The following is a 17,945-nucleotide window of genomic DNA, read 5'->3' on the forward strand; positions in this document are numbered from 1 at the left end:
GGCCAAGATTTGCCGGCTAGCTTCAGTTGCTTGTGCCCCCTCAGTCGATTGTTTAATGTATCAACTACAATCGAACAGCATCAGCGCCGACGACGCCTTGAATTTTCTATGCAATTGGTTTGCTTTTCATACCTCGTCCGAGGACAAAAAACGGGTTGACCAGGTTGAAACCAGTGCAGATGGATAGTCTGAATACTTCAGACCTAAAACCCCGCTAAATCTTGGTTCCCGCAGGGTATTAAAGCTTGAACTGCCTAAAGCGGCGTGGACAGCAAATTAAGAGTAATAATCGAAATCCTCTTTTTTCTCCAGTTTGAAGCCCGGCTCCACATTGATTTCAATATCCTTGATTCTAGTTTTTTCCGGTGCAGGCGTGGCGCGAACCTCATCCATAAACTCCTTAAACCAATTGGCGTTGATAACGTCAGCCATGTCTTCGTCTTGCAATATATTTTGTTCGTCGGGTAAGCTGCCAAAGTCCCTGGCAGTTTGCAACGCGGCCAAACAGGCGTCGTTATCGCCGCGCAAAGCATAAACGCAGGCCAGATTGTAAGCCGCGCTGCCTTTTTGAATACCACAGGCCTTCTCGAAAAAATCTTCCGCCAAATCGTAAAGGTCAGGCTTCGCCGCGTCGGAACTGATGCGGGCCAATTCCATAAACGCCACCCCGCCGTCTATCGCGGCCCCCAAATAATTTGGCGAAATCAGCAAACAAAAAGAAAACTTGGAAATAGCATCTTCGTATATTTCAATAGCCAATTTCGGCTCTTGAGTCCGGGCTTCGTGCAATAAAGCAAATCCCCAATGATACAGCGCTTCGGAAACAATCAAATGATCAGCAATCACATTGGCAAAGCCTTGATACGCACCCTTGTATAGTTGCTCGGCTTTGCTGCCTTCGCTTTTACGGGCCTGGGCAACTTGCTTAATCGCCGCGTCCAGGGTGGAACGCTTTTTAAATGAACTCAATAGCGACATGGATGAATCCTCACTTCTGTTTTGTAAACCGGGTTACGATAAAATAGCTGGGCATACTACAACATCCTATAACAACCGGAAAATGTTAATGACCGACGCGCTCCCAAACCTGGAAAAAGCCAAGGTGAATTTAGAGACTTCGTCCATTCCCTGGGCCGAGTTGCAAAGATTTTTCGCGGCCGGGCTGGCGATCTCGGTAGCGGAGGGACTGGATCTGGTCGAAGTGGCTTATCAGTTCTCCCAGGACAATAAAACCCAAGTCGAACAGTGGCTGACTGCCGGCCAAATCGGTCATGTTTCGGATCGACAGGCCGGCGAATGGATCAGCGCCAACAGCTCAGTCTGGGCTGTTGTGGTTAGACCCTGGGTGCTAGTTCAGGCAAGTATTTGCGCGCCAGCCAATAATCAACACTGACGAACCTGCCGCCGCCCAGAAAAAATAGCGCCAGCAACATCACGAAATAGGTGGCGGCAAATTCAATCCCGTTATTCAATATCACCAAGACGCCATTCTCGCTAAGCCATTGATAGTCGCCTTGAACCTGTAAAATTTCCTTGGCCCGCTCCAAACGCTCTATCGCACCTATCGTGCGTTCGGTGGCGAAAATACCGCTGCCGGCTGCAATGGCCAGCCAACCATTTTTGAGGTGCGCGCTAACGGCTGCTACCACCATGATAACTATCAAGGGCATGGTAATCGGTCGCGTGGCGAAGCCGAATAACAAAAACAAGGCCCCGACAATTTCAAATAACGCCACCAGAAACACCAACACATAAGGCGCCGGCAAACCCAAACCCCATTCGGCGTTACCAAACCATTCAGCCGTGTCGGAAAAGTTTGCGAATTTTTTAGTGCCCGCCATCCAAAATACCGGCGCCAAATAAAGCCGCAGTAACAGCGGCGCCAAAAAATCCACACATTTAGCGGTATCGCAACTGCGTTGGGACAGTTGCATAATCCCCGGTAGCTTATCGATAACCACCGCCATTAACGAAGCAAAAGACGTATTATTCATTTCATTCCCCTCCCCCAATTTATTATTATGTGCCCGCTTTTATGAAGATCAGCAGTTCGTGCATTTTTACAGACATTCCAGCTCAGTTGCCAATAGAATTATGCCAAACCTTGTTTAGCAAACCTAATATTCGCATCGAGCGCATCGTTTCCAAGGGCCATAGCAGCGCCAAAGACGAATGGTACGATCAAAATCAGGACGAGTGGGTGATGTTGTTACAAGGCGAAGCACGGCTGACATTCGCCCTATCCGCGCCTGTCGACCTGAAGCCGGGCGACTATTTGCTGATTCCGGCGCATTGCCGGCATAGGGTGGATTGGACCCATCCGGACATTGAATCTATATGGCTGGCAATCCATATTTTCGCGGAGCCGGTTGCGGAATAAACGGACATTCGGCGAGAGACGACTGTCGCACCCATGGCCGGGCACGACGAGCCAAACTGATCAGCGAGGTTTAGCCACTTGCTGACGTGGTTTACGAGAACTTGGCGCACGTTTACCCTGTTCCGCCGACCGGCCGTTCTGCGGCCGTCTTGCCGGCTTGCTCGGCTGTGTCGTTTGCGGTTTCGGCTTGCTATTGGTAACCTCCAAAGACACGTTGGGATAGCCGGTATCATCGACTCGCGGGATCGGCCTTTTCAACAATTTTTCGATAGCGGCCAATAGATAGGCCTCTTCCGGATCGACTAACGAAACTGCCTGACCTTCGGCGCCAGCGCGACCGGTACGGCCGATTCGATGCACATAATCTTCCGCCACTTGTGGTAAATCGAAATTCACCACATGCGGCAATTGATCAATGTCCAAGCCGCGCGCAGCGATGTCGGTGGCAATCAGCGCGGTAATAGAACCGTTTTTAAACTCCTCCAAGGCTCGCACCCGAGCGCCCTGGCTCTTGTCACCATGCAAGGCCGCGCAACGTATGCCATCCTTGATCAACTGCTTGGCCAAACGATCCGCGCCGTGTTTGGTACGGACGAACACCAACACTTGCTGCCAATTGCCATTGCCTATCAGATAGGACAGCAATTCGCGTTTATATTCGCGCTGAATGCCGTAGACCAACTGGGAGACAGTATCAGCCGCAGCATTGCGCTTCGCGACCGAGATTTCTACAGGATCGTTGAGAATTTGTTCCGCTAGCGCGCTAATTTCCGGGGCATACGTTGCCGAAAACATCAGATTCTGGCGTCTACTGGGCAGCAAAGCAATGATTCTGCGAATATCGCGAATAAAGCCCATGTCCAGCATGCGATCAGCTTCATCGAGTACAAAATGTTCAACCTTAGACAAATCCAGATGCTGTTGCTGAATCAAGTCCAGCAATCGACCAGGCGTAGCAACGATAATATCGGTACCGCGCTGTATTTTTTGAATCTGTGGATTAATACTGACGCCACCGAAAATGGCTTCTGCAAAAAACGGTAAATGCTTGCCGTAGGTTCTGACGCTTTCAAAAACCTGCATCGCCAATTCGCGAGTCGGCGTTAAAATCAATACCCGAACCGGACGCGGCTTTTGCGGAAGCGGTTGTTCCTGCAACAACTGCAGTAAAGGCAAGGTAAATCCAGCGGTTTTGCCAGTGCCGGTTTGGGCGCCGGCGAGGACATCGCGGCCTTGCAAAATGACCGGAATGGCCTGCGCCTGAATCGGTGTCGGGGTTTCATAGCCTTGCTCGGCAACAGCTTTGAGAAGCTGCTCGGACAAACCCAATTCTGAAAATAACATGCAAAAACCTTATGTTGTGCCCGTAATTAACGGGTGTATGAAAAGAAAAGATATGGCATGATAAACACACCAACAGTAGCAAAAACTGACTTTGCGCCTACACTAAACCCTCGATAGCGTAACCACGATCCTTCAGCAGAGGTCAAATCACATGAGTTTCGAGAAACGAATTCACCGTAGAGTAAAACCTAGAGGCCTGCAAGCAGGCATTATTTTCAATAGCAGAACATCCCGGGAGATTTCGCTGAATGCGGAAATTCTGGATATCAGCTACAGCGGCATCCGGGTTAAACTCCAAAACCCCATCAGTCCCGATGTTGCCGGCAAAGTTAAAATCACCATGGTATTGCCTGAATCCGGAACGCCTTTCAGTGTACACGGCATTCTGAAACATCAACATGTCGACTCAGAGTGCGGTCTGCACTATATCGACCACGTCGAAGGCTCTATCGACGACCTGATGTTTGAATGCGTGGAACTGGACGACACCACCGTGCTGATCAAAACCGCTTAATCGTCATCCCGGCAAAAAACGGCGCCTGCTCGCCGTAAATCGCTGTCGGCAAGTTAGCTGGTAATCACAAACCGCACCGCATCCAGCCGCAACTGGGTTTCCTGTATGCTTTCGTGCGATAGCATGGTCATTTCTTTGAGCTGCTCGATTTCCTGCTCCTTGATACCTGGATTGATCTTTTTCAGCCGCACCAGACGTTTGATTTCGCCGGTTAGTGTCGCAATCATCTGATTACTGCTTTCCGCTATCAATTTCTGCATTTGCGCGTCTGCCAGCTGTTCCGCAACTTTGATCATGTCCTGAATATGCTGACGCTGGCTGTTCAAAAACTGGCTGATTTGCGCCTTATCGAAACTATCGCCGGTCTCGACCAAGCTGTCGTGGCCAATCACGGACGTTAGATCTTTTTTATGTTGATCGACTAAAACGCGCAGCGGTGTATGCGGTAAAAATCGGCCAATTTGCAGCTCGGCAGGTGCACTGCATTCCGCAACAAACAGTAGCTCCAACAGGAATTGGCCGGCTTTCAGTTGCGGATGTTTGACTACACTAACCGCAGCATTGCCGGTCTCGCTAGACAACACCAAATCCATAGCTGACAAAACCATAGGATGTTCGGCGGTCAGAAATTGCATGTCTTCCCTGGCCAGCGCAATGTCGCGATTGATGGTTACCGTCAAACCGTCGTCCTGCAGCATAGGGAAATGGGCAATACGCAGATTTTCGCTGGGCCACAGAATATGGCAATCGCGCGAGTGATCTTCAACATCGACACCATAACAGTCGAACATGGCTTCCATAAAAGGCCACAAACGACCATCGCATTCGCCGGCACTGATCTCTTCCACCAACCGCGCGGCTTCTTGCGGCCGGCAAGAATTCAGCTCTAACAGCAAGTCGCGGCCCTTATGCAGCTCGTCTTCCACTTGGCTGTTCAAAGCTTTTGTATGGGCGATCAAGGCCTCGACTGCCGCCGGATCGCGACTGACCAATGCGCTATCGCGAGCATCACCCAGTAATTTCAAGACTTGCGCGGCGCCGGAACAATTATGGCGAAATGCATCCAAACCTTCATCGTACCAGCGGAATAACACCTGCTGAGCACTATCAAGCAGATACGGAATATGAATTTGAATCACATGCTTCTGGCCGATCCGGTCCAAACGACCTATCCGTTGCTGCAGCAAATCCGGATTTTCCGGTAGGTCGAACAGAAACAGATGACGCACGAATTGAAAATTGCGACCTTCACTGCCGATCTCGGAACAAATCAGTACTTGCGCCCGGCTCTCTTCATCGGCAAAAAACGCCGCCGCCCGGTCGCGCTCGACGATACTCATACCTTCATGAAACACCGCTGCAGTGTGTCCGACATGCTGCCGCAAACATTGCTCCAGCTGAATCGCGGTTTCAGCGCGCTTACAGATCAACAGCGCTTTTTCGTTGCCTAAGGCTTTCAGCTGCCCAATCAACCACTGCAGATACGGACTGTTAGCCAAATCCGCAGCCTCATCACCTTGCAGCGGATAAGCATAGCGTTGCCGATCCGGAAAACCCTGTACGGTTTGCCGAGAGTTTCTAAATAAAATTCGGCCGGTGCCATGGTGATCAAGCAACAATTTGATCAATTCTTCCCGAGCATTGGCTTCAACGTCGTTGACCTGTTGCAGCAACTTATCAACATTATCCTGCTTTAATAAGTTTTTCAGTTGGCCTTGCTGTTCGGCATCCAGCGCTTCGCCGGAAATCAGCCAATTGGCCAGTCTGGCCACCGGTTCAAACTGACTTTCTTCCCGCAAAAACTGCTCGAATCGGTAAAAGCGGTCGGGATCGAGCAAGCGCAAACGCGCAAAATGGCTTTCCTTACCCAATTGCTCGGGCGTCGCGGTCAACAAAATCAGACCGGGAGACGCCAAGGCTAATTGCTCGACAAATAGATAATCGGCGCTGGGTGCCTCTTCGCTCCATTCCAGATGATGCGCTTCATCGACCACTACCAGATCCCAACCGGCATCCAAGGCTTGTTGCTGGCGATGCACGGAATCGGCAAAGAAGCGCTGGCTGCACAATACCAATTGCTCGCTGAGAAACGGGTTCTCGTCCGGACTGGCAAAGCAGCGGCTTTCGTCAAAAATACTAAAGCGCAGATTGAAGCGGCGCAGCATCTCCACCAACCATTGATGCAGCAAGCTTTCCGGCACCAAAATCAACACACGATTGCTTAAGCCATTGATCAAGCGATGCTGAATGATCAAACCCGCTTCTATGGTTTTACCCAAACCCACTTCGTCGGCCAACATAATGCGCGGTAAGGCTCGACTGGCGGCTTGATGGGCAATGTATAACTGATGTGGAATCAGCGAAGCCCGCGCGCCCTGCAAGCCTTTGGTAGCCGCCTGTTGGTGCTGTTGCTGACGCAGCCAGGTTTCGTAGCGTAATAAAAACCAGGCTGTCGGATCGAATTGGCCGGTAAACAAACGGTCTTGCGGTTTGTTAAATTGAATATGATGGTTAAGCTCCATCTCGTCGATTTGCTGCAACTGACCGTCTGCATCGATACCAATATAGGTCAATAAACCATCGTGCGTTTGCACCTGCTGCACGCTAAGCTTTGCATAGTCCGCAGACTCGATCACATCGCCTTCGTTGAACTGGACACGGGTCAAAGGCGCGTTATCTCTGGCGTACACCCGTCTGTCGCCAGTCGCTAAAAACAGTACGGTGACGCGGTTAAATTCCGCATCCACCACCATACCCAAACCGAGTTCCGATTCGGTATTACTAATCCAGCGTTGGCCGGGGATAAACTCATTCATGTGTTACTTCTTGGAAATTTAATTCGACTTTAAAAGCGCTGCTTAAAGCAGCCGGGATGATATAAAAAGCGGATTAATTCATGATTAATTTGTCGGGGAAAAAGAATCGAGAATTTCAGCAATGCTTGAAAACATGTTTAAATTTAGCAGAATGCTCATATCTTCAATGCTCTAAAACTCATCATTATCAGGAATAGCATGGCCAAGCCAATCACACCGTTGTTAGCCGCCGATATTTTGATCGAATTGATCGATCATCCGCAGCGCCCTTTCGTGTTGATAGAACGGAAATATCCACCCTTCGGCTGGGCTGTGCCCGGCGGGTTTGTCGACGTCGGCGAAACGCTCGAGCACGCGGCAATCCGCGAAGCCAAGGAAGAAACCTGCCTGGATGTAGAACTCATCGTCTTGCTGGGCCTTTACTCCAATCCGCAACGCGACCCGCGCAATCACACTGTCACTGCCGTGTATCTGGCGCAGGCTCACGGTACGCCAATGGCGGCAGACGATGCTAAGAACTATGGACTCTTCGGCTTTGACAATCTACCAAGCTTGTTGGCTTTCGATCACGCGCAAGTAATAGCGGACTACCGCCATTATAAACTGACTGGCGAGGTAACGCCTCTACGAATATAAGCCTTAGCTGATTCAGCGGCGTGCAGACAAGGTTTAAGACCTGATCAGCCTTTCAGACCCAACACGTCCTGCATATCGAACAGACCGTTTTGCTTGTCTGCCAACCACGCTGCGGCTCTAACCGCACCATTAGCGAAAGTCATACGGCTGGTGGCTTTGTGAGTGATTTCCACGCGCTCACCTTCGTCGGCAAACATCACAGTATGCTCACCGACTATATCGCCGGCCCGAATGGTAGAAAAGCCGATGGTTTTGCGATCGCGCGCACCGGTATCGCCTTCGCGGCCGTAGATGGCACAGTCTTTCAGATCGCGCCCCAACGCAGCGGCGACCACTTCGCCCATCCGTAATGCGGTACCGGACGGCGCATCGACCTTATGCCGGTGATGAGCTTCTATCACTTCGATGTCAGTGTAATCGCCCATCACTTTTGCGGTCATTTCCAACAGCTTTAAGGACAAATTGACGCCCACGCTGAAGTTGGGAGCGATGACTATCGCCACATCCTTGGCGGCTTCGGCAATCGCGGCTTTTTGCGCCTCATTGTAACCGGTGGTGCCAATCACCACCTTTTTCCTAGCTTGGCGGCAAATTTCGATGTAATCCATCGACGCATCGGGGCGGGTGAAGTCGATCAATATGTCAAACCGATCAGTTAACGCTGCCAGGTCGCCACCAACTTTAATTCCGGCCGCCGACACACCGGCCAGTTCGCCGGCATCCTTGCCTATCGCCAAGCTATCCGCGCGCGATACCGCTACTGTCAATTCGGCGTTTTCCGCAGCCAACGCGGCTTTCAGCAAACACAAACCCATACGCCCGGAAGCGCCTACTACCGCGACCCGTACCATGGTTTATCCTGTTAACTTGTCGAAAAAGCTTTTAACGCCATCCATCCAGCCATGCTCTTGCGGACTGTGATGCTTGCCGCCACCGGACAGGGATTCACCGAGCTTTTCGATCATGGATTTCTGTTCCTTAGTCAGATGTACCGGGGTTTCCAGTTGCACCTTACATAACAAATCGCCTACCAAACCGCCTCTAACCGGTTTAACGCCTTTACCGCGCAAACGGAACATTCTGCCGGTCTGGGTTTCCGGCGGAATTTTCAACATGACCTTACCGTCCAGGGTAGGAACTTGCAGTTCGCCGCCCAAGCATGCCATCGAAAAACTGATTGGCACTTCGCAGTATAGATTGGCGCCGTCGCGGGTAAAGATCGGGTGATCCTTAACCTGCACTTGCACATACAAGTCCCCTGCCGGACCACCGTTCGCCCCCGCTTCACCCTCTCCTGCCAAACGAATCCGGTCGCCTGTATCGACACCGGCCGGTACTTTGACATTGAGGGTTTTGGTTTCCTGGGTTCGACCTTGTCCATAGCATTTCGGGCAAGGATCCTTGATTTGCTTGCCAGTACCGCGGCAGGTAGGACAGGTTTGTTGCACCGAGAAAAAGCCTTGCTGCATCCTAACCTGACCGTGACCATGACAGGTAGAGCACGTTACCGGACTGCTGCCTTTTTTGGCGCCACTGCCATTACACTCGACGCAAGCGACCAATACCGGCACTTTAACGGTCGCTTCAGTGCCGCCGACCGCTTCTTCCAGGGTTAATTCCAGGTTATAGCGTAAGTCGGCACCGCGCTGCACGCTGCTACGCTGCTGGCGGCCACCACCAAAAATATCGCCAAAAACATCGCCGAAAATATCGCTAAAGTTCTCCGCGCCGCTAAAGCCGCCGCGACCGCCCCCCATTGAAGAATCGACGCCGGCATGACCGAATTGGTCATAGGCCGCGCGTTTTTTAGGGTCGGACAAAATCTCGTAAGCTTCCTTGACCAGCTTGAATTTTTTCTCGGCCTCTTCCGGATTATCGTTATTTCTATCGGGATGAAACTTCATCGCCATCTTGCGATAGCTCTTCTTAATCTCGGCTTCGCTCGCGTTGCGATCCAATTCCAGCAGTTTGTAAAAATCTTCTTTTGCGGCCATTTAAATGTCTTCGGTATTATTATTCAGTATTGATATATTCAGTTATAACCGACCCAACCAATAATCGGGCCTTCTTTTTTTATGCGAAACCGCCAAAACTTGTACACCGGCATGATTATCCCTAAAGATAATTCTCTAAGGAAATTTAAGCAGGGAAACCACTCGGATATTAGGCTTTCGCTCAATTCGATAACGTCCCGGCATATCGGCAACGCTAATCATAAAACTCTCAAACTCCGCCAAATATACCGCACCTAAACCTGGCTGCCTTGATTCGTAAAATCCGATAATTTCTAAATGTTCATGCTGAGCGCCGGGGTGAAATCGATAGTTCATTTCAACAACAACCGCGCTTTAGCGCTGACGTCCTCCGCTGAAATCAATTCGACAAAACCTTGATCTATTTCATCGGCACGTCGTTGAGCCTCATCCAGCCAAGCTTCATGCAATTCAGTATCGGTGAGGTTTTCTAAGCTTAACAATAAATTATGAGCAAGTTTAGCGCGTTCCGCCGCAGGAAGATGAAGGGCTTCGCGTTCGATTACTGTGCTATCCATAATTCTCACCTCGAAAAATACCTTGGAAGTTTGTACTCAATCAAACACGCGATCAAAATGTTTTTCGACTTCCTCGTGGGAAACAGTCCCTTCGGTTTCTGCCCTAGCGATTCCTTGCTGAATTTTAGCAATGACATAAAGGTGATATTGAATATCCTCATAACTGCTTTCTTCAGGCAATTTATTCAGCAATTCTTTGACTTCCGATACAGCGGTTTGCATACCCATCCTTCACACAAACAAAAAGGTACGCGATGCGTACCCTACATGGCTCATGGATTTGGAAGTTCCGCTTGGCGATAGGCTCTAATAGTAATTTTCCTCGAGCTGTCTTCTACGACAAAACCAGACAATATCAACTCCTGACTATCTGGCTTGCCAGTAACTTTGAGGGTAAAACTGTCTAAACCGACGGAAGAAACCATTCCAGGAACATTGGCATATTTGCGCACATTAATTTCTGCATAAATATCACCGTTTTCGACCTGGTAACTACCAACATAAATCATGCTGCTATCACCACCAAAAACACGGCCAGTTTCAAATACTACGACACCATTTCCAGAAATATTGAAATTCGAGCTAAATTCAACCGACCATAGAGCTTCCAACATATTTAGTCCTTGTTCCTAATATTTAACACATAAGACGGAAAACGGACGGCTTTCGCCGCCCGTCCTACGTTATTACTTCTTATCGTCCTTAACCTCTTCAAACTCCGCATCGACCACATTGTGATCTTCCTCCGCAGCAGCTTCTGCCGCGCCAGCTGCATGCCCAGCCTCGGCGCCGCCTTCCGCGCCTTTTTGCGCATAGACTCGTTCGGCCAACTTGCCGGACAATTCGGTCAAGGCGTGGGTTTTAGCTTCGATGGCGTCTTTGTCGTCGCTTTTCAGCACGGCATGCAAGTCCTTGATCGCCGATTCGATGGCCGATTTTTCGTCGCTACCGACTTGGTCGCCCAGCTCTTTCATCGACTTTTCGGTGGCGTGTATCATGCCTTCCGCCGAATTACGCGCAGACACCAACTCTTTCAGTTTGCGATCTTCGTCGGCGTGCAATTCCGCATCTCTTACCATGCGTTCGACTTCGTCATCGGATAAGCCGCTGGAAGCTTTAATCACGATGGATTGTTTCTTGCCAGTGGCTTTGTCTTTAGCGGAAACATTCAAGATACCGTTGGCATCGATGTCGAACGACACTTCGATTTGCGGGATGCCGCGCGGTGCGGGTGGAATGTCCTGCAAATCAAAACGACCCAGTGACTTGTTACCGGCCGCCACTTCACGCTCACCTTGCAATACATGCACGGTCACTGCAGTTTGATTGTCGTCCGCAGTCGAGAAGGTTTGCGATGCATTGGTTGGGATCGTGGTGTTTTTCTCGATCAGCTTGGTCATCACGCCACCCAGGGTTTCGATACCCAAAGACAGTGGTGTTACATCCAACAGCAGCACGTCTTTAACGTCGCCACCTAATACACCAGCCTGAATCGCCGCACCCAAGGCCACTGCCTCGTCAGGGTTGACGTCTTTGCGCGGTTCTTTACCAAACAATTCTTTAACAAAAGCCTGTACTTTAGGCATACGGCTTTGACCACCGACCAAAATCACATCGTTGATTTTAGATGTGGAGATCCCCGCGTCTTTAATCGCTTGCAAGCAAGGGCCTTTGGTTCTTTCGACCAACTCGTCAACCAGCGACTCCAGCTTGGCACGGGTCAGTTTGACGTTCAAATGTTTAGGGCCAGCCGCATCCGCGGTGATGTAAGGCAGATTGATGTCGGTTTGCTCGGCTGAAGACAACTCGATTTTGGCTTTTTCCGCTGATTCTTTCAACCGTTGCAACGCCAAAGGATCGTTGTGCAGATCAATGCCGGTATCACGTTTAAATTCACCTGCCAAAAATTCGATAATGCGCAAGTCAAAGTCTTCACCGCCCAGGAAGGTATCGCCATTGGTGGCCAATACTTCGAACTGGTGCTCGCCTTCGATTTCAGCGATTTCGATGATTGAAATATCGAAGGTACCGCCGCCCAAATCGTAAACCGCGATGGTGGTATCGCCTTTAGGCTTGTCCATACCAAAGGCCAACGCTGCTGCGGTCGGTTCGTTGATGATACGTTTTACGTCCAGGCCGGCAATCCGGCCGGCATCTTTGGTCGCTTGACGTTGCGAGTCATTGAAGTAAGCCGGCACGGTAATGACCGCTTCGGTCACTTCTTCACCCAAAAACGCTTCGGCGTCTTTTTTCAGCTTCATCAACACGCGTGATGACACTTCAGGTGGCGCCATTTTTTTACCGTGGCATTCTACCCAGGCGTCGCCGTTGTTGGCTTCCATGATTTTGTAAGGCACCATTTTGATGTCTTTTTGTACCGCATCTTCTTTGAAGCGGCGGCCGATCAAACGTTTGATCGCGAACAAAGTGTTTTCAGGGTTGGTTACCGCCTGACGTTTGGCGGACTGGCCGACCAACACTTCGTTGTCGCCTGTGAAGGCGATGATGGAGGGCGTCGTACGCGCGCCTTCGCTGTTTTCGATGACCCGCGCGGTGCCGTTTTCCAGTACTGCGACGCAGGAGTTGGTGGTTCCCAAATCGATGCCGATCATTTTGCCCATTGATATTCTCCAGACTTGAATAGGTAATAAATTAAAAAGTTGTTAGTGATATGTGGTTGATCGAATTAATTTCAAGCCTGCTCATCAATTTTTGCGCTATCGGCAGGCTTGTCGTCGGCTTTGGCGACTACCACCATGGCCGGACGCAGCAAACGACCGTTCAATACATAACCTTTTTGGAAAACGTTTAACACGGTATTGGGTTGGGCAGTGGCGCTTGGTTGCATCACCATGGCCTGGTGCATTTCCGGGTTGAACGGTTGGCCGGTGGGATCTACGGTCTCGATATTGAATTTGGCGAATACCGACTCGAATTGTTTGATGGTCAATTCACTGCCTTCGCGCAGTCTCACAATTTCCGGGCTATCGCCGGTCGCCGCTTGTAGGCCTAATTCCAGACTATCCAATACACTTAGCAATTCCTTGGCGAATTTCGCCAGCCCGTATTTACGTTCGTCATCCAAGTCTTTTTGTACGCGTTTTTTCAGGTTCTCCATTTCCGCCATGGTGCGAATCGCTTTATCCAGATTGGCGGCGGCTTGTTGTTGAGCTTGTTCCAACTGCTGTTGCAAGGCTTCCACAGTCAAACCTTCACCCGTAGCAGGCGCTTCGTTAGACTGTTCTTCGGCGTTAGCCGGATTAGTTTGTTCCAACACTTCGGCGATTAAATCGCTATCCGACTGTTGTTCGTGGCTTGACTGCTGATGACTCATTACTTACTCCATGGTTCTAAATTCTTTAGTTCGCCTAACGATAGGGCCATTTATTTGGGATTCAAGGCCGCGCCCAATAATTTTGCGGTCACGTCTACAAACGGAATGACTTTCTCATAGGCCATTCGCGTCGGCCCTATCACGCCCAACACGCCCACCACTTCGTCATTGACCGAATAAGGCGCCGTCACCAGACTGCAATGATCGAATGCGCTATAGCCGGACTCTTGGCCGATAAATATCTGCACGCCTTCCGTCTGCAAACATTGATCCAATAAATGGATCACGCCACGCTTTTGACTAAACGCTTCGAACAACTGTTTCAGTCGCTCCATATCCGACAGCTCGGAAAAGCCCATTAAATTGGTTTCGCCACTCAACACATAATCGTCGTTAGGCTGTTCGGTGAAGGTAAGCTGCGCCATGTTGACAGCGTCTATCATGCCCTGATTAACCTGCCGCTGATCCTGCTCCATTTCCTGAAGTATCAGATCACGGATTTTCGCCAAGCTACGACCGGAATAGACTGAATTCAAATAGTTGGCAGCCTGTTGCAATTCGGCGGGGCTAAACTGCTTATGGGTGTGGATAATTTTGTTATGTACTTCTTGATCGTCGGTGACGAAAATAACCAACACCCGAGTATTGGACATGGGCAGGAATTCGATATGCCGCAATGTAACGCTTTCCCGACGCGGCAATGTCACTACGCCGGCCATCCGCGTCACATCAGACAATAATTTAGAGGCCTTGCTCAGCACATCGCTGGCTTTATCCGCGTCGCCTTGCAAGCCGTGCTGCAAATGGTCCAATTCGCTGGATGCCAAAGGTTTGACCGTTAACAAACTGTCGACGAACAAACGATAGCCACTCACCGTCGGTACTCGGCCGGCCGAAGTATGCGGGGAATGTATCAAGCCCATCTCTTCCAGATCCGCCATCACATTACGAATACTAGCGGGGCTGAGCTTGAGTTGCGGATCTTTAGACAATATACGCGAACCAACAGGCTGGCCGTCCTGGATATAACGCTCAACCAAGGTTTTCAATAAATACAGCGATCTTTCGTTTAAATCTTGTCCGCCAGCCACTTCATCCCCCAAATTTCGTTAGCACTCGATATTGGTGAGTGCCAGAGAGCAAAGCTATCAGCTGGGTCCAGCGTTGTCAACGGCACTAACAGGCGATCAATAAACTAAGCTCCACCAGTCTACTCAGGGGCTTAAGGCCAAATCCCTGGAAACCCGACCACCTATCTTCAAAATCGCCCAAAAGCTGACCGCTGGCAATAAAAAACCCTGCAAGTCTTGCGACTTGCAGGGTTTTAGGCGATCTCGCGTTTAGTTATACGAACTCTATGACAAAAACCGATTTGAAGCACAAAGTGACCATAAATCGCTAGCGCTTGTGAACTCAAGCCCCTATTTGGGAGAAAGACAAAACATAGTAGCTGTAGTAGACGACGACAAAAAACAACAATACATTCAAAAGCTTTTCCACTCTAGTGTATTGCTCTTGTTGATATTTTTTACCACCTTTTATTCTCATTTTGTCCTCCTGTCTAATGAGACACCCTAAACTCAGAACCTGTCACTAAATTACTCGTAATAGTTGCCCGGTAATCGTTTAACGACTCATGCCATTACCGATCCAGGCGCCAGCTGCGGCGCCGATACCTGCACCTAGCGGATCTCCCCTGCTCATCTCATAACCTGCCGCACTGCCTAAGGCACCACCTAACAAGCCCTGGGTGGATCGCTGATCGTAACTGTTGTAACGCGGTGCGGGCTGTGGTGTCTGGACATACGCCCGCTCAACCTCGCCATAATGAGCGTGATGTTTGTGATGACCGTGCCCGTGCCCGTGACCATCAGCCAAGGCCAATGGCGAAACCAGCAAACTCATTGCAACAATACTTGTCAGTCTGAACATAAAAAACGCCTTCTCCGGAGAATAATTCAGTTACGAATTGATTCTAGAAGGCATTGTTTAAGTCTTGATGAGGAACAGATTAAGAACAGATGAAGTCGGCGAAATCAGTGCGTATATTGCCTATTTTTGTGACCCATGCACGCAAGGTGAGCGTTAGAAACCGTAAATAGCCATTACTCCGGATACTCGGTTTGCGAATATCCGGAGCAGGTTAAGCAAGGCGTGGCAGTCACTCGCATTAGAAGCTATAAGACACTTCCCCATATACAGTTCGGCCGGCTTGTTGGTAAAACACTGACGCTGAAAATCTTGGAAACGGAGCGATAGCGAAGTGACGATTTTTAGTCCCCGATAGCCGTAGCGCCAGGCGGGTTTTCGCAGCGAAGCGGAGAAAACCTGCAAGGCATCGCGACACGGCGTCAAGTCATGCGAGAGCCGATGTTTCGACCCCCTGTTGGGTCGAAACGAGGTGACGCGGACGAATCGGGGCCGCCGAAGGCATAAACTGCCAGCAAATTTTTCGCGCTGAAATCGGATGGGACCCATTTCAGCTTTACCGAAAAATGCTGGCGCTCTTGATACTCTCGATCCAGGAGGTTGTTCACTGAAAACGACAGATCGATATTTTTCGTCGCTTGGTAGGCAATGCGGGTATCAAGCAGAAAATAAGGGTCGTAACTGCCTGCTCGACCTGTAAATGAGTCGGAGTTTAAGTCATTAAACGATGGCTGACTGACATAGCGACCAATGATGCCGCCGGCCCATTTATCGTATTTAACATCCAGACCGCCGCTAAACATGGTCTGTGGCAGCTGTTGCATTTGCTTGCCAACAATCGCCGCATTCGCCGAATTTTTGGTAATGATCGAGTCGTTAAGCGTATACGTGCCGTTAAAGTGCAACCAATCCCAATACAACTGCTGCCTGACTTTGACTTCTACACCTTCAACTTCGGCCTCTCCGGCATTTTGTTTTTCCGACAAGGTCTGGTTGTTTGCATTGGTGCCGATGGTTTTGTTGTAGATCAAGTCAGAGATGTAATGATGGAAGTAGCTGGCAGCAATCGTGGTGCCCTTAACCGGATTGGCCTCGCCACCGACTTCCCAGGAATACATTGTTTCGGGGTTTAAATTCGCATTGGGTTCGGTAAGCGTCGACGATGTGATGCTGCTGCCATAAAGTTCAAAATTTGTAGGCGGACGGAATGCCCAACCCGTTGACGCAAACAATTTGTAACCATCAACCGGCAACCAGGTCAAACTGAATTTCGGATTGAATTGATTCACCGAATGCTCGGTATAAGTTTTGTTGAACGCAGGCGACACGTTTAGATTGGAACCGGAAGTAGTCCAGTCGTCGTAGCGCACGCCCAAATGAGCAATCAAATTTTTCATTATCCACAGCTCGTCTTGGATATACGCCGAGTAAATACTTGACTCACCTTTACTGAGTGCGGCCAGCGAGCTGGTCGAATCGGAATTTCGCCAGTAACCCAGATTGTAACGCGACTGGCCTTCAAGCGTGGTTTGACTGGAGCCAAAGCCCACGGTCACAAAGTTTCGTTCATCCCACAAGAAAGGAAATCGCAACGAGACATTGCCGTCTATTCGGTTGCTGGGCGTCTGCGTCAGCGTACCGGTACCGCCATTTAGTGTTGCCGTGGCGCCAGGACTGGTCGAGGATGTTTCGGTTTGCATATATTGAAAATCGACGTTGAGTTTTATATCACCGCCAAAGTCGTGTTTCATATGGGCAAAATAACGCCGCGTATCTTCGATAGCCGGAAGAAAGTGCATAAAGGCGTTTTCGGATACCGAGTATCTTCTGCCATCGATATTGAGATTACTGCTGCCACTGCCAATAGCAACGGGCGTACCATCAAGCCGGGTTAAATAGCTGTTATATGCACCGTTATCATTGGTTTCGCCTCGACTCCACCCCATGCCGCCGTCAATTTGAGTGTTCGGACTCAAATCGTAGTAAAGGTGTAATGAAGCATTGTTTTGCTCCCAAGGCCGCCGGCCTTTGTCACCGATAATATATTGCTGGGTTTGGCCGGTATTGTTGGTAGTCGGAATGGCACGCCGCACGGGAATCGAACTACCGTTGATCGCAGCGTTACCCCTGTTGATCGTTACATAAAAGGCGGGGGGACTTCTGATAACGGCTAGCAGCGGACTGCTGCGTTTCGACCATCAGTGCGGAAATTGGATGGTTTGCTGTCTGAGAGTTTAGCTATATATGCTTGATCGTAAGACCTGACCCAGACTTCCGCCGATTTCCGAATCGTGGCTTCACGGCAACCCTCAAAACCGGACGGAGAGTTTTCCTCGAGTGAAATGTTTGGGAGTGCTTTAATTGAAGCGAATCATTTGATTCAGGGGGCAAAGTAGCGGCGAGACACTTTGAAACGTTTGGTATGTGGTTGCAAACCCCGT

The 17,945-nt window shown here is 50.0% G+C and carries 18 protein-coding genes; 4 read left to right on the forward strand and 14 right to left on the reverse strand.

All coding sequences use genetic code 11. The annotated features are described in order from the left end of the window. Positions 1-276 precede the first annotated feature (276 nt). Positions 277-978: a TPR end-of-group domain-containing protein gene (locus EBA_RS17570; RefSeq protein ID WP_192375903.1), complete on the reverse strand. Its 702-nt coding sequence runs from the start codon at positions 976-978 to the stop codon at positions 277-279. 88 nt (positions 979-1,066) lie between these two features. Between EBA_RS17570 and EBA_RS17575 the strand changes: the two genes are divergently transcribed. Next, positions 1,067-1,393, forward strand: a complete 327-nt coding sequence (locus EBA_RS17575; protein WP_192375904.1) for a DUF2288 domain-containing protein — start codon at positions 1,067-1,069, stop codon at positions 1,391-1,393. Here EBA_RS17575 and EBA_RS17580 read toward each other — a convergent pair. After that, entirely contained in the window at positions 1,335-1,994 is a 660-nt protein-coding gene (locus tag EBA_RS17580; protein ID WP_223146708.1) for an HvfX family Cu-binding RiPP maturation protein, read from the reverse strand. The two genes, EBA_RS17575 and EBA_RS17580, sit on opposite strands and share 59 nt — an antisense overlap. Before the next feature lie 110 nt (positions 1,995-2,104). Here EBA_RS17580 and EBA_RS17585 point away from each other — a divergent pair, with 110 nt between their 5' ends. Next, positions 2,105-2,380, forward strand: a complete 276-nt coding sequence (locus EBA_RS17585; protein ID WP_324615364.1) for a cupin domain-containing protein — start codon at positions 2,105-2,107, stop codon at positions 2,378-2,380. Positions 2,381-2,440: 60 nt separating this feature from the next. On the opposite strand, the gene EBA_RS17590 is transcribed toward EBA_RS17585, so the two are convergent. Further along, the gene (locus EBA_RS17590; protein ID WP_192375906.1) at positions 2,441-3,724 is read right to left on the reverse strand and encodes a DEAD/DEAH box helicase; all 1,284 of its coding nucleotides are present in this window, start codon (positions 3,722-3,724) and stop codon (positions 2,441-2,443) included. A 151-nt stretch (positions 3,725-3,875) separates the two neighbouring features. On the opposite strand from EBA_RS17590, the gene EBA_RS17595 reads away from it, so the two are divergent. After that, on the forward strand, positions 3,876-4,238 hold the full coding sequence (locus EBA_RS17595) for a PilZ domain-containing protein (RefSeq protein WP_192375907.1): 363 nt from the start codon (positions 3,876-3,878) through the stop codon (positions 4,236-4,238). Between the two features lie 53 nt (positions 4,239-4,291). On the opposite strand, the gene rapA is transcribed toward EBA_RS17595, so the two are convergent. Further along, positions 4,292-7,054, reverse strand: coding sequence for an RNA polymerase-associated protein RapA (gene rapA, locus EBA_RS17600; RefSeq protein WP_192375908.1), 2,763 nt, complete (start codon positions 7,052-7,054; stop codon positions 4,292-4,294). 198 nt (positions 7,055-7,252) lie between these two features. On the opposite strand from rapA, the gene EBA_RS17605 reads away from it, so the two are divergent. Beyond that, positions 7,253-7,690 carry an NUDIX domain-containing protein gene (locus tag EBA_RS17605; RefSeq protein ID WP_192375909.1) on the forward strand — a complete coding sequence of 146 codons (438 nt, stop codon included), beginning with the start codon at positions 7,253-7,255 and terminating at the stop codon, positions 7,688-7,690. 44 nt (positions 7,691-7,734) lie between these two features. Here the strand turns inward: EBA_RS17605 and dapB are convergent, their stop codons facing one another. From dapB to EBA_RS17655, 10 genes are all read right to left on the reverse strand, one after another. After that, positions 7,735-8,541, reverse strand: coding sequence for a 4-hydroxy-tetrahydrodipicolinate reductase (gene dapB, locus EBA_RS17610; RefSeq protein WP_192375910.1), 807 nt, complete (start codon positions 8,539-8,541; stop codon positions 7,735-7,737). Between the two features lie 3 nt (positions 8,542-8,544). Beyond that, positions 8,545-9,684, reverse strand: coding sequence for a molecular chaperone DnaJ (dnaJ, locus tag EBA_RS17615; RefSeq protein ID WP_192375911.1), 1,140 nt, complete (start codon positions 9,682-9,684; stop codon positions 8,545-8,547). A gap of 332 nt (positions 9,685-10,016) precedes the next feature. Then, positions 10,017-10,241, reverse strand: coding sequence for an addiction module protein (locus EBA_RS17620; RefSeq protein ID WP_192375912.1), 225 nt, complete (start codon positions 10,239-10,241; stop codon positions 10,017-10,019). A gap of 36 nt (positions 10,242-10,277) precedes the next feature. Beyond that, positions 10,278-10,463 carry a hypothetical protein gene (locus EBA_RS17625; protein WP_192375913.1) on the reverse strand — a complete coding sequence of 62 codons (186 nt, stop codon included), beginning with the start codon at positions 10,461-10,463 and terminating at the stop codon, positions 10,278-10,280. Between the two features lie 50 nt (positions 10,464-10,513). Then, positions 10,514-10,855, reverse strand: coding sequence for a GrlR family regulatory protein (locus EBA_RS17630; RefSeq protein ID WP_192375914.1), 342 nt, complete (start codon positions 10,853-10,855; stop codon positions 10,514-10,516). 72 nt (positions 10,856-10,927) lie between these two features. Continuing rightward, positions 10,928-12,862: a molecular chaperone DnaK gene (gene dnaK / locus EBA_RS17635; RefSeq protein WP_192375915.1), complete on the reverse strand. Its 1,935-nt coding sequence runs from the start codon at positions 12,860-12,862 to the stop codon at positions 10,928-10,930. Between the two features lie 71 nt (positions 12,863-12,933). Beyond that, on the reverse strand, positions 12,934-13,575 hold the full coding sequence (gene grpE / locus EBA_RS17640) for a nucleotide exchange factor GrpE (RefSeq protein WP_192375916.1): 642 nt from the start codon (positions 13,573-13,575) through the stop codon (positions 12,934-12,936). A gap of 50 nt (positions 13,576-13,625) precedes the next feature. Further along, positions 13,626-14,666 (reverse strand): heat-inducible transcriptional repressor HrcA, encoded by a 1,041-nt coding sequence (gene hrcA / locus EBA_RS17645; protein WP_192375917.1) that lies wholly within the window; start codon positions 14,664-14,666, stop codon positions 13,626-13,628. Positions 14,667-15,201: 535 nt separating this feature from the next. After that, the gene (locus tag EBA_RS17650) at positions 15,202-15,507 is read right to left on the reverse strand and encodes a hypothetical protein (RefSeq protein WP_192375918.1); all 306 of its coding nucleotides are present in this window, start codon (positions 15,505-15,507) and stop codon (positions 15,202-15,204) included. 419 nt (positions 15,508-15,926) lie between these two features. Further along, entirely contained in the window at positions 15,927-17,597 is a 1,671-nt protein-coding gene (locus tag EBA_RS17655; RefSeq protein WP_192375919.1) for a TonB-dependent receptor, read from the reverse strand. Positions 17,598-17,945 lie beyond the last annotated feature (348 nt).

Origin of the sequence: Methylomonas albis (genome assembly GCF_014850955.1) — a bacterium.
GTDB classification, from domain to species: domain Bacteria; phylum Pseudomonadota; class Gammaproteobacteria; order Methylococcales; family Methylomonadaceae; genus Methylomonas; species Methylomonas albis.